This is a genomic window from Bradyrhizobium liaoningense (assembly GCF_018130955.1).
Taxonomy (GTDB): Bacteria; Pseudomonadota; Alphaproteobacteria; order Rhizobiales; family Xanthobacteraceae; genus Bradyrhizobium; species Bradyrhizobium liaoningense_C.
The window spans coordinates 11349-23921 of sequence record NZ_JAFCJM010000024.1 but is presented as its reverse complement, the minus strand read 5'-3'; the positions used below and the strand labels follow the sequence as shown (position 1 = coordinate 23921).

Here is a 12573-nt window from a genome sequence, read left to right as displayed (position 1 = left end):
AAGCGCTGTTCCGGTATGCCCGAACCGACTTACGGTCGATCGGGATATCGCGGAACCGACCATAACAGGCCGGACCATCAGGTCAAAGCCCTGATCCGCCTCAAGGCTTGGCGTCGGCTGCGTGCAGCACGGCCTTGCAGGCGGCCGGCATCTGCGCCAGCGTCATCGGCGGTTTTGGCTTTGGCGGCGTCGGCGGGGGTTTTGGGTGCAGCACCGCATCGGTGAACCAGTAGGCGAGGTCGGCCGGCTTGCAGCCCTCGTCCTCGGATTGCGATGGCTGGCCTTCGCATTCCCCGGCGCCCGCCGGGCAGCGTATGCGGATGTGGAAGTGATAATCATGGCCCCACCAGGGGCGGATTTTTGCCAGCCAGCTTCGGTCGCCTTTGGCCTCGCGGCACAGCGCCTTCTTGATCGCGGCATTGACGAAGATGCGCTGCACCGCCGGCTCTTGCGCGGCGTCGCGCAGCACCAGCACATGACCCGCCGTGAAAACTTTTGGATCGATGTCGAGCCGGTCCTCGCGCACCATCATCACAGCCGAGGTCTCCTCGCGCTCTTCGCGCGACAGCCGCCGGTCCGGCATCGGCGTCAGCCAGATGTCGGCATCCAGCCCGATCTGATGGCTGGCATGGCCTGACAGCGCCGGCCCGCCGCGCGGCTGGGCGATGTCGCCGACCAGAATGCCGGGCCAGCCGGCGTCCTTGTGCGCCTTGACCGCAAGCCGCTTGATCAACGCGATCATGTCCGGGTGTCCCCAGTTGCGATTGCGCGACAGACGCATGACCTGCCAATCGTCGCCGTTGATCGGCATCCGCTCGGCGCCGCCGAGGCAGCCCTTGACGTAGGAGCCGATCACATGCGCCGGTCCCATCGACGGCAGCAATTTTCGTGCGAACAGCTCTTTGGCGCCGAGCTTGGGATCGTTGGGGTGGGCGAGCGGCGGCAGCGGTTTTGGATTCACGCTGCCCTTGTCCTGCGCCAGCGCGACGCCGGCATGCAGGAGCGCGAACAGAAGCAGGAGAGGGGCGATGCGGCGGGGACTCATGCTGCTCACCTTATAACCCAACCGCGCTTAAAGGTTAAGAATTAGGCTTTCGAACGCGCAAACCTCACAGCGTCTTTACAGTGGCCGCTCTGCAGCGAATCATGCGGCCGATAGAAAGCTGCGGGGCTTTTGCAATGGCGGGGTTTTCAGCACGGCTCGCGAGCCGGGCGGTCTTGGGCGCAATTTTGGGCGCATGCGTCCTGGCCGGGTTTGCGGCGACGCCCGTCAGGGCCGACGTCAGGGTTCAGATCGACAAATCGTCGCAACGCATGGCGGTCAGCGTCGATGGCTCGCCGCGCTACAACTGGCCGGTCTCCACGGGACGCAGCGGCTACGGCACGCCGAACGGCACCTTTCATCCGCAGGCGATGATGCGGCGCCACTTCTCGCGCAAATACTACAATTCACCGATGCCGCATGCGATCTTCTTCTATTACGGCTTTGCCATCCACGGCACATCAGACATTTCGCGGCTCGGCGGCCCGGCCTCGCATGGCTGCGTCAGACTGCACCCCGCGCATGCCGCGACCCTGTTCGCGCTGGTCAGCCGCGAAGGGCCGCGCAACACCACGATCCAGATCACAAACTGAGTCGAAAGTCGCAGTCGCGCGATCTCCCGCGCTCCGTTCTTAACGCTGCGATAACCCTGCCGCGTATTGACCAAAATTCGTGCGTTCGTGCGGGAGTATCCGCGGCTTGCATGCAATGATTCCTCGGCGCTCGAAATCATTCATGGCCGCGCGCAATATTACGGCACATCCCTCTCCGTTAGCGACCTGTCGAATATGCCTGAAGCGCCAGCTCCGTGCGCCGCGCCCGGCAAATAGGCGCGAAAGCGCACTCGGTGTCCACATTCCGCAATGACGCAAGCCTCGGTGTGCCCGAGATTACTGTTTTTTCAGAGACTTGTCGGACAACTTGCGCCGCTGGGCGCGAGTGGGACGGCTGAAGTTGAGTTTAGGCGCAAGAAAAGTAAAGAAACGAAAGCGGAGGTCGCTCGCCTGGGCGGCCGGACGGCCGCGCAAGGCTGCGCAGCAGGTTGCCGACACCAGCAGCTCTCCCGTCGAGATCGACGCGCTGATCCAGAGCCGCGCAGAAGCTGAAGCTGCGATTGCCGATGCGCGCAAATCGCACGAGCGGCTGCGCCAGGCCATCGATCTGCTGCCGCAGGGCATCGTATTTCTCGATCCCGAGGGCCGCTACGTTCTCTGGAACAAGAAATACGCCGAGATCTACAGCAAGACCGCCGATCTGTTCGCCCACGGCGCGCGCCTCGAAGACACGCTGCGCATCGGCGTCGCGCGCGGCGATTACCCCGAGGCCGCCGGCCACGAGGACGAATGGATCGCCGAGCGGCTGCAAAAACTCTATCAGCCCGGCGAGCGGCACGAGCAAAAACTGTCCGACGGCCGCGTCGTCCTGATCGAGGAGCGGCTGACCGATGACGGCGGTGTCGTCGGCCTGCGCGTCGACATCACCGAATTGAAGCAGCGCGAGGCCTCGTTCCGCCTGCTGTTCGACGGCAATCCCGTTCCCATGATCGTCTGCGCGCTGGACGACGAACGCATCCTCGGCGTCAACGACGCCGCGGTCGCGCATTACGGCTATAGCCGCGCCGATTTCGAAAGGCTCACCATCCGGTCCTTGCAGGCCTTCGAGAGCGAGCCGCCCTGGACCACCGATCCGACCGTCGAGGAGCGGGCGGCGCGCACCTGGAAGCACGTCAGGGCCGACGGCACGCTGATCGATCTTGCGATCTATTCCCGCGAGCTCGTCTATGCCGAGCGGCCCGCCATGCTGCTGGCGCTGATGGACATCACCGAACGCAAGCGCGCCGAGGCGCGGCTCGCCTTCATGGCTCAGCATGACGGTCTCACCGGCCTGCCGAACCGCAACCTGCTGCGCCAGACCATGGAGGAGATGCTGCTGCACACCCGCCGCAGCTCCGAGAAGGTCGCGGTGCTGATGCTGGGACTGGACAATTTCAAGGCGGTCAACGACACGCTGGGCCACGCGGTCGGCGACAAGCTGCTCCGCGGCGTCGCCAAGCGGCTGCGTTCGACCTTGCGCGAGGAAGACGCGCTGGCGCGGCTCAACTCCGACGAGTTTGCGATCGTCCAGAGCGGGCTGACGCGGCCGGAAGACGCCGTGGGGCTGGCGAAGCGGATTCTGGAGGCGATCGCCGATCCCTATCTGCTCGACGGCCATTCCGTCGTGATCGGTGCCTCCATCGGCATCGCGATGGCGCCCTCCGACGGCGACGATTCCGAAAAGCTGTTGAAGAGCGCCGACATGGCGCTGTCGCGCGCCAAGATCGATTCGCGCGGCACCTTCTCGTTCTTCGAAGCCGCGCTCGACGCCAGGGCGCAGAGCCGGCGCAAGATCGAGGTCGAGCTGCGCGACGCGATCCAGAACGACGTGCTGCGGCCGTATTACCAGCCGCTGGTCGATCTTTCGAGCGGACGCATCACCGGCTTCGAGGCGCTGGTACGCTGGCCGCACCCCGAGCGCGGCATGATCTCGCCGGGCGAGTTCATTCCCGTGGCGGAAGAGACCGGGCTGATCAATGCGATCGGCGGGCTGATGCTGCGCAGCGCCTGCCGCGACGCGGCGCAATGGCCGGACGACGTCCGCGTCGCCGTGAACCTGTCGCCATTGCAGGTCCACAGCGGCAATCTCCTGTCGGTCGTGACCGACACGCTCAAACAGTCCGGCCTGCCGGCGCGCCGGCTCGAGCTCGAGATCACCGAGACCCTGCTGCTGGAGAAGAGCGCGCAGGTGCTGGCGACGCTGCACGCGCTGCGCGCGCTGGGCGTGCGGATCTCGATGGACGATTTTGGCACCGGCTATTCGTCCCTGAGCTATCTGCGCAGCTTCCCCTTCGACAAGATCAAGGTCGACCAGTCCTTCGTGCGCGATCTCGGCGCCAACCGCGAGGCGCAGGCGATTATCCGTTCGATCATCAGCCTCGGCAACGGCCTCGGCGTGACCATTACCGCCGAAGGCGTCGAGACCGAGGCCGAGCTGAGCTGCCTCCGCGCCGAGGGCTGCGACGAAGGCCAGGGTTTTCTGTTCAGCAAGGCGCGCCCCAATATCGAGATCGTCAGCTTGCTCAGGGCGCAGCGCGGTGTGGACGGCGACGAAACCGACGCGATGGTCGCCTGACTGGGATATCTCGCGCCGGGACATCGAACCTGAAGCCGGCTTGGCGCGTCTGATCATGGGATGAACGGCACTGGCACCCCCATGAGCCCACTTGATCCGGCCTCGGACTCTGCGCCGCGCTATGCGCGTTTCTCGCGCCGTCTGCGCGGGATGCTGCTCGACTGGATGATCGCAATGGCGGTGCTGTTCGGCGCCGTGGCGCTGGCCAGCAATATCAGGAACGACACCGCGGCCCGCGCCCTTGGCGTCGCGGCGGTTGCGGTCCTCCTGCTCTACGAGCCGCTGCTGGTCTCGCGCTTCGGCGGTACGCTCGGGCATATCTGGACCAATCTGCGCGTGGTCGACGACCGCGGCGGCAATGTCGGCTTTGCCAAGGCTTTTCTCCGCTTCCTGATCAAGAGCCTGCTCGGCTGGTACTCCTTCGTGAGCATGATGGCGACACGGCGCAACCAGGCCGTCCACGACCTCCTGACCCGCTCCACCGTGCAGATGCGCGACGCGGCCAAGGCGAGGGCGGGGCAGTTCATCGCCGAACGGCAAGAGGTCAACGACGCAGTCATGCCGTCCCGGCTGCGGCGCACGCTGGTGACGCTGGCCTGGCTCGCTGTTGGCATCATCGTCTATCTCGTGACGCTCGATGCCGTCTTGCAGGTCGGCCTGTTGTCGAGCGCCTGTCTCGATCGCGATTTCTGCTCGCCCGCCGAACGCGTCATCAGCATCGCTGCGGCCGTGGTCCTGCTGCTGATGATTGCCGTCGTCATCGGCCTCGGCTGGCGCGGCCGGCTGTTCGGCGCGCGCCGGGCCCAGGCGGACGTGCTCGTATAGGACCGAACGGCTTTGTGTTAGATCGATCCCGCCGCGGGCTCGGTCAACCTCTCCCGCTTGCGGGGGAGGTCGCGGCGCTCGAAGAGCGCGGCGGGTGGGGGCTTTCTCCACGTCGGGATTCTCAATTGCGGAGACACCCCCAACCCCAACCCTCCCCCGCAAGCGGGAGAGGGAGCGCACCTCCTTCGTTGTAGCTCGCCCTGCGACCCGATCTGCCCTCGTCAAGGCCTGCAACTTTCTGCTAAACTGCCCGTATCTCGGGTCGTCACGACAAGAGGACGGCGGCCATGGCAGAGAAGGGCTTTCTTCTGGTAGCCGACATCACCGGCTACACCATGTTCCTGACCAGTTCGGAGCTGGAGCACGCGCAGGGCGTGCTGGACGCGCTGTTCAAGAGCATTTTGGCGGAGATCCAGGCGCCGGTCGTGCTGTCGAACTTTCAGGGTGATGCGGCGCTCGCCTATCTGCCCGACAGCAAGGTGCCGCAGCCGCAATTCCCGCTCGATGCCATCGAGCGCATCTATTGCAGCTTTGCCAACACGCTGGCGGCGATGCAGCTCAACACCACCTGCACCTGCAACGCTTGCCGCAACATGGACAAGCTCGACCTAAAATTCTTCCTGCACCACGGCGCCTATGTCATGCAGACGCTGGCCGGGCGTAATGAGCTGCAGGGGCCCGAGGTCATTCGCCTGCACCGGCTGATGAAGAATTCGGTGATCAAGGCAACCGGCATCCGCGCCTATGCACTGATCACCGCGCAGGCCGCGGATGCGATTGGCTTGCCGGAATTCTTTGCGAAAACGGTGCGCCATGTCGAGCCGAGTGACGAGTTCGGCGACACCGCCTGCTTCGTTTACGATCTCGCGCCGGTGTTCGCGCGATGGCGCGCGGGGCGACGCATCGTGGTCGAGAAAAGCGAGCCGCAGGTCTTCGAATCGATCGAATGCGACCTGCCGGTGCCGCCGGCGGTGGCCTGGACCTACGTCACGGACGTCGCCAAGAAGGTGCGCTGGCAGCAGGGCATCGACGCCATGAGCATGACAGGCCTTTCCGCCGGCCGTGTCGGACTCGGTTCGACGCAGCATTGCGCCCACGGCAAGGGCTCGTTCGTGCACGACATCGTCGACTGGCGTCCGTTCGACTACGTGACCTACCACATCCACACCCCGTTCGGCACGGTCGTGCGCGAGACCGCGGAGTTCACGGCGCTCGACGATGGTGGCACGCATCTGTCGATCCGCTGCGCGCCGCCCGAGAGCGCCAATACGCTGAAGCAGGCGATGGCGCGCATGACCATGCCGCTGGTTAAGGGCAAGCTGGAGCGCGACCGCCGCGCGTCGCGGGAGGTGCTGATGCGGGTCGTGGCGGAGGATGTCGCGGCTCAGCCGCCGGGCTAAGCAGGTTGTTTGAATGGGTTGTCCGCGGGCTCGGTTCACCTCTCCCCAGCGGGGAGAGGTCGATTTGCGCCTCGCGATGCGCAGCATCGTCGAGTGCAAATCGGGTGAGGGGCGCTGCATGAAGTTGAGATCGTAACCCCTCACCCGGATTGCTTCGCAATCCGACCTCTCCCAAAGGGAGAGGTGAAGTCCCGATGCCGCAGCAGATCAACTTGATCTCATCGCGCTTTGCCGGCTCAGTCAGGCGCGCCCGCCGACAGGATCGCCCTCCCGACATCCTCAAAATGCGTATCGCGCGCCTGGAGCTGCTGGGCGATGGCGTGCATGTCGCGAAACCGACGCTCGAACGGGTTGCTGCGGAACACGGCGGTGGCGCCCGCCATGTGATAGGCGGCGTCGACCACCGCGGTCGATTGATGGATCGTCCAGGTCGACGCAAGCCGCACCGCAGTCCGATGCGGATCGCTGAATTCACCCGTTGCGATGAGGTCGCGCCACATCGTATCAGCCGTTCCATAGAGATAAGCGCGCGCCGCCCGCCAATTGCCTTCGGTGCGGGCGATCAAGCTCTGCACGGCGTTGTTGTCGCGCATCGCCTTGGCCTGGAGCGATTGATGCTTGCCGCGCGCGAGCTCGATCGCGGCATCCAGCGTCGCCCGCGCCACGCCGAGCGCCACGGCGGCAAAGCCGAGGCTGTAGCTCGCCCCGGTGCCAAGCTTGTAGAGCGGGCCTTTTTCGCGCAGTGCCGGCGTCACGTCGCGAAACGCCGTGAACCGCGCGGGGACGAAGAGGTTGTCGACCGAATAGGAATCGGTGCCGGTGCCGGCGAGCCCGATCGCGTCCCAGACGTCATGCAGCGTCGCGCTTGCGACCGGAAACAGGATGGTGCGGATCTCGGGCGAGCCATCGGCCGCTTTGCGCGGCGTGCCGTCGGCGTCGAGGATGCGGACATGGGCCCCTAGCCAACTCGCCTGACGCGAGCCCGAGGCAAAATCCCAGCGCGCGGTGACGCGATAGCCGCCGTCGACCGCACGCGCCTCATGCGCGATCGCGCCCCAGGCGAGGATGCCCGGCGGGGTGTTGAAGATCTCGTTCGCGGTGTCTTGATCGAGCCAGGCCGCACTCATCGCGCAGACGCTGTTTTGCCCCAGGCACCACGCGGTCGACGCATCCGCCTTCGCGATCTCCTCCAGTATCTGCATGAAGGTTTCCGGCGCGGCCTCCACGCCGCCCAGGCTTTGCGGCAGCAGCGCGCGGTAGAGGCCGTTGTCGATCAGCGCTGACACGACCGGTTGTGTCAGCCGCCGTGTCCGCTCGATCGCGTCAGCCTCGCGGGCAATCAGCGGGGCGAGAGCGCGGGCACGTTCGACGAGATCGACCCCTTGCGGCCGGTTCATGCGTTGCCTCGTCAGGCCGCTGCGCGGCCGAGGTCGAGCGGCCGCTCGCGTTTGGACGGGAAGCTCAGCGCCACCGCGACGGCGGCCAGGCCAATCGCGAAGGAGCCGACGTGCAGCCATGTGTAGCGCTGGAAATTGTCGAACACGAGCCCGCCGGCCCAGGGCCCGAGCGCCATGCCGAGGCTCGCGAAGGCCGAGACAGCGCCGAACACCGTGCCCATGATGCGTGCGCCAAAAAACTCGCGCACCAGCACCGCATAGAGCGGCATCACGCCGCCATAGGCGAGGCCGAACACGACCGAGAGCGCGTAGAATTCGCCAAGCTGGGCCACCGCGAGATAGGTCGCGATGCACATCGCCTGTACGAACAGGCCGCCGACCAGCACGGGTTTTGCGCCGATGCGGTCGGCCAGCGCGCCGAGCAGCAGGCGCCCGCCAAGTCCTGATACGCCGGCGACGCTGTAGACCGTCACAGCGGTGAGCGGTGCGATGCCGCAGATCATCGCATAGGACACCATGTGGAAGATCGGGCCGGAATGCGCGGCGCAGCAGGCGAAATGGGCGGCTGCGAGCGCGATGAATTGCGGCGTGCGCAGCGCCTGCGCCGCGGTCAGCTCCGTCTCCGGTGTTGCGTCGGTGCTTGCGGTGCTAGCGGTTTGCGGCGCCGGCCGCACCAGGAAGCAGGCGGGGATCAGCAGCACCCATGCCGCAATCCCGATGACCAGCATCGCGGCGCGCCAGTCATAGGTCGAAATCAGCCAGCTCGCGGTCGGCGCGATCGTCACCGGGGACACGCCCATGCCGGCGGAGACCAGCGCCACGGCCAGGCTGCGGTTTTTCTCGATCCACGCGCTCGCGAGCGCCATCATCGGCGCGTAAAAACTGCCGGCGGCGATGCCGATCAGCACACCGAAGAAGAGCTGGAACTGCCACAGATGTGCGGCCTGGCTCGCGGTGACGAGGCCGAGGCCCAACAAGAGGCTTCCGGCGAGCACGACGATGCGCGTGCCAAACCGGTCCGACAGCGTGCCCCAGAGGAACGCGGCAACGCCCATGCAGAGGAAATCCAGCGTCGCGGCGGCGGAGACACCGGCGCGCGACCAGCCCATCGCTTCCGAGATCGGCTGCAAAAACACTGCGAGCGACAGCATCGTGCCGAAACCGACGCAAGTCATCAGCGCACCCGCGCCGACGATCACCCAGCCATAGTCGAAGCCAGCAGGCTTGCTCATGCGTTTCCTCGCGCTGTTGGTCTTGTTGATGGTGCGCGAGGGGGATCGTGGCCTATCGGCCCGGCGGGGGCAATATGATGGGCAGCATCCCTCTCATGCCGTGATCAGCTGATTGTGAGTTGTAGGGCGCAGATGGCGGTGGTCCACGCCACCTCGCGACACGCCGAATCCGCGCCCGCGCAATGGACCCAAAGCGAACAAATTCTTGCGGTAGCGAGACGCAACGACTGCAAATGAGACGATGAGCGTTTCATCCGGTTGGGCTTCGACCATGCTCAAGCTCCCCCCACCGATCTGGATGTTGATCTATATCCTGCTCAGTGCCGCACTGAGCTGGTCGCTTGGCTGGCCGGAGTTCCCGGGCCTGCCGCTTCCGCCGCTCGGAATCGCGTTGGTGGCCATTGCGTTCGTTTCGCCAGTTTGGGCTCTTATCCTTTTCCGGCGTGAGGGCACCGAAATCGTACCGTCGTCGCCGACCAATCGCAAACTGGTCACCAGCGGACCCTACCGGTTCACCCGCAATCCGATGTATCTGGGCCTCGTGCTTCTCGCGCTGGGCATCGCGGTGTGGGTCGGCGCGTGGCCGATGCTGATCGCGCCCGCCGCAGTCTTCGCGACGGCCAACTGGGTGCACATTCCCTTCGAGGAAGCCAAGATGCGCCGGCAGTTCGGCGCGGCCTATGACGACTATGTCGCTCGGGTGCGACGCTGGGTGTGAACAGGCAGCGCACTATGCCTACGAGAGCAAGTACCCGGCTAATAATTCCGGCGCGCGCTCCGACCAAGATCAAATGAAAGGCGACAACTCGTTTCGCACCGGCAAGGCGCCGAACGCTATTTGCCGTCGGCTTCCCGCCAGAGGGTCCAGATCCAACCGACGAAGGTCGCAACCAGCACCGGATAGGCGAAGGTCGGCAACGGGGTGGCTGTAGGCTGCAGCGGATCGCCCCAGAAGATTCTCGCCGCGGTGACGATAAACAGGGCCGCGCTCACGATACCAAGGATTCGGATTGGCATGGCGAACAGCTTTGGAACGCTGATGAGGAGAAGCGCCGTCGCCCAAAGAGCACTGCCGGCGGCGAATGCCCCCATGCTGCCCGCAACACCTGCGGCCGGGCCCGAAAGCATGATGACACCCTCGCCGATGGCAAACACCAGAAAGCCGCCGGCGACAACGTCATGTCCTGCGCGAAAGTATTTCGTGGCGAGCAGCGCTGCGGCCATCACAAGTCCCGAGCCGTCGATCGCCCACAGAATTCCCTGCACGTTTGGTTGCGTGACCATTGCCCCGGCCATTCCCAGGGCGCCACCAAGTGCAAGGCCTACGGCCGCGATCACGTTGATCGAGCGATGCATCTTCGTCCCCCAGCAGGACTCCACCCGGCCAACGCGCGGCGATGATGGCATCATGCCACCGATTTGCCCGACGTGTCAAGCGAATTTCGTAAAATCCGTAGTGGCGTCGCGCCTCTGTCACCGGCTACTTTGCATGGGGTTGTTTTCGAAGTTTTTGTTTACCGGCTGCGGCAGCGTCAGGCCGGCCTCGAGCGGGATGAGTTCTGGTTCAAGCAGTACCAAGCCGAAGTCTCGGTTCACCTCTCCCGCTGGGGAGAGGTGAAGCGACCCAGCGGCCAATTCGAGTTAGCCAAATCCCGCCTCAGCTATCCACCTTCAGCGCGGCAATGAAAGCTTCCTGCGGGATGTCGACCTTGCCGAACTGCCGCATCTTCTTCTTGCCTTCCTTCTGCTTCTCCAGAAGTTTGCGCTTACGCGTGATGTCGCCGCCGTAGCACTTTGCGGTGACGTCCTTGCGCAGGGCGCGCACGGTCTCGCGCGCGATCACCTTGCCGCCGATCGCCGCCTGGATCGGGATCTGGAACATGTGCGGCGGGATCAGCTCCTTCATCTTCTCGACCATGGCGCGGCCGCGGCCCTCGGCGCGGGTGCGATGCACGAGCATCGAGAGCGCGTCCACCGGCTCGGCATTGACCAGGATCTGCATCTTGACGAGATCGGCGACCTTGTAGTCGGTCAGATGATAATCGAACGAGGCGTAGCCCTTGGAGACCGACTTGAGGCGGTCGTAGAAATCGAACACGACTTCGTTGAGCGGCAGATCGTATTTCACCATCGCGCGGGAGCCGACGTAAGTGAGCTCCTTCTGCGCGCCGCGGCGATCCTGGCACAGCTTCAGCACGCTGCCGAGATATTCATCCGGCGTGAGGATGGTGGCTTCGATCCACGGCTCCTCGATGTCGGCGATCTTGACCACGTCGGGCATGTCGACGGGATTGTGGATCGAAAGCTCTGTGCCGTCGGTCAGGTGCATCTTGTAGATCACGCTCGGCGCGGTCGCGATCAGGTTGAGGTCAAACTCGCGCGAAAGCCGCTCCTGGATGATCTCCAGATGCAGCAATCCGAGGAAGCCGCAGCGGAAGCCGAAGCCGAGCGCGGCGGAGGTTTCCATCTCGTAGGAGAAGCTGGCGTCGTTCAGCCGCAGCTTTCCCATCGCCGCGCGCAACGTCTCGAAGTCGTTGGCATCGGCCGGGAACAGGCCGCAGAACACCACCGGGATTGCCGGCTTGAAGCCCGGCAGCATTTCGGACACCGGCTTCTTGTCGTCGGTGATGGTGTCGCCGACGCGGGTGTCGGCGACCTCCTTGATCGCCGCGGTGATGAAGCCGATCTCGCCGGGGCCGAGCTCGTCGACCTGCTCCATCTTCGGTGTGAAGAAGCCGACGCGCTCGACGTCGTAGGCCGCTCCCGTGCCCATCATGCGGATGCGGTTGCCCTTCTTCATGGTGCCGTCGACGACACGAATGAGCACGACGACGCCGAGATAGACGTCGTACCAGCTGTCGACCAGCAGCGCCTTCAAGGTGGCATCGCGATCGCCCTTCGGCGGCGGCAGGCGGGTGACGATGGCTTCCAGCACATCGGGGACGCCGACGCCGGTCTTGGCCGAGATCATCACCGCATCCGAGGCGTCGATGCCGATCACGTCCTCGATCTGCTGCTTGACCTTGTCGGGCTCGGCGGCGGGCAGGTCGACCTTGTTCAGGACCGGCACGATCTCGTGATTGTTGTCGAGCGCCTGGTAGACGTTGGCGAGCGTCTGCGCCTCGACGCCCTGGCTGGCGTCGACCACCAGCAGGGAACCTTCGCAGGCCGCCAGCGACCGCGAGACTTCATAGGCGAAGTCGACATGGCCGGGCGTGTCCATCAGGTTGAAGATGTAATCCTTGCCGTCCTTGGCGCGGTATTTCAGCCGGACGGTCTGCGCCTTGATGGTAATGCCGCGCTCGCGCTCGATATCCATGGAATCGAGCACCTGCTCCTTGCCGGCCATCTCGCGGTCGGAGAGCCCACCCGTCATCTGGATCAGGCGGTCGGCCAGCGTCGATTTGCCATGGTCGATATGGGCGACGATGGAGAAATTGCGGATGTTGGAAATGGGGGCGGTCGTCATGGGGCGCGGGATACCACTCACATCCCCGTGCGGCAACCAT

11 protein-coding genes are annotated in these 12573 nt (G+C 64.9%); 5 read left to right on the top strand and 6 right to left on the bottom strand.

Going from position 1 to position 12573, the window contains the following annotated elements:
* Positions 1-100: 100 nt before the first annotated feature.
* The gene (gene mepA / locus JQ632_RS20475) at positions 101-1045 is read right to left on the bottom strand and encodes a penicillin-insensitive murein endopeptidase (RefSeq protein ID WP_212404382.1); all 945 of its coding nucleotides are present in this window, start codon (positions 1043-1045) and stop codon (positions 101-103) included.
* 134 nt (positions 1046-1179) lie between these two features.
* Between mepA and JQ632_RS20470 the strand changes: the two genes are divergently transcribed.
* From JQ632_RS20470 to JQ632_RS20455, 4 genes are all read left to right on the top strand, one after another.
* Positions 1180-1635, top strand: coding sequence for a L,D-transpeptidase (locus JQ632_RS20470; RefSeq protein WP_212404381.1), 456 nt, complete (start codon positions 1180-1182; stop codon positions 1633-1635).
* A 361-nt stretch (positions 1636-1996) separates the two neighbouring features.
* Complete coding sequence (locus tag JQ632_RS20465) at positions 1997-4210, top strand: EAL domain-containing protein (protein WP_312015635.1); 2214 nt, start codon at positions 1997-1999, stop codon at positions 4208-4210.
* An 81-nt stretch (positions 4211-4291) separates the two neighbouring features.
* Complete coding sequence (locus JQ632_RS20460) at positions 4292-5035, top strand: RDD family protein (RefSeq protein ID WP_212404380.1); 744 nt, start codon at positions 4292-4294, stop codon at positions 5033-5035.
* A 287-nt stretch (positions 5036-5322) separates the two neighbouring features.
* A complete protein-coding gene (locus tag JQ632_RS20455) occupies positions 5323-6435 on the top strand; it encodes a DUF2652 domain-containing protein (protein WP_212404379.1) in 1113 nt (370 codons plus the stop codon).
* 236 nt (positions 6436-6671) lie between these two features.
* Here JQ632_RS20455 and JQ632_RS20450 read toward each other — a convergent pair whose 3' ends face one another.
* The 3 genes from JQ632_RS20450 to JQ632_RS20440 form a co-directional block, all read right to left on the bottom strand.
* Entirely contained in the window at positions 6672-7832 is a 1161-nt protein-coding gene (locus JQ632_RS20450) for an acyl-CoA dehydrogenase family protein (protein ID WP_212404378.1), read from the bottom strand.
* An 11-nt stretch (positions 7833-7843) separates the two neighbouring features.
* Positions 7844-9064 carry an MFS transporter gene (locus JQ632_RS20445; protein ID WP_212404377.1) on the bottom strand — a complete coding sequence of 407 codons (1221 nt, stop codon included), beginning with the start codon at positions 9062-9064 and terminating at the stop codon, positions 7844-7846.
* A gap of 93 nt (positions 9065-9157) precedes the next feature.
* Positions 9158-9337: a hypothetical protein gene (locus JQ632_RS20440; RefSeq protein ID WP_212404376.1), complete on the bottom strand. Its 180-nt coding sequence runs from the start codon at positions 9335-9337 to the stop codon at positions 9158-9160.
* On the opposite strand from JQ632_RS20440, the gene JQ632_RS20435 reads away from it, so the two are divergent.
* A complete protein-coding gene (locus JQ632_RS20435; RefSeq protein ID WP_212404375.1) occupies positions 9336-9782 on the top strand; it encodes an isoprenylcysteine carboxylmethyltransferase family protein in 447 nt (148 codons plus the stop codon). The two genes, JQ632_RS20440 and JQ632_RS20435, sit on opposite strands and share 2 nt — an antisense overlap.
* A gap of 116 nt (positions 9783-9898) precedes the next feature.
* On the opposite strand, the gene JQ632_RS20430 is transcribed toward JQ632_RS20435, so the two are convergent.
* Both JQ632_RS20430 and lepA read right to left on the bottom strand, forming a co-directional pair.
* Positions 9899-10420 carry a hypothetical protein gene (locus JQ632_RS20430; protein WP_212404374.1) on the bottom strand — a complete coding sequence of 174 codons (522 nt, stop codon included), beginning with the start codon at positions 10418-10420 and terminating at the stop codon, positions 9899-9901.
* Positions 10421-10721: 301 nt separating this feature from the next.
* Positions 10722-12533, bottom strand: coding sequence for a translation elongation factor 4 (lepA, locus tag JQ632_RS20425; protein ID WP_212404373.1), 1812 nt, complete (start codon positions 12531-12533; stop codon positions 10722-10724).
* Positions 12534-12573 lie beyond the last annotated feature (40 nt).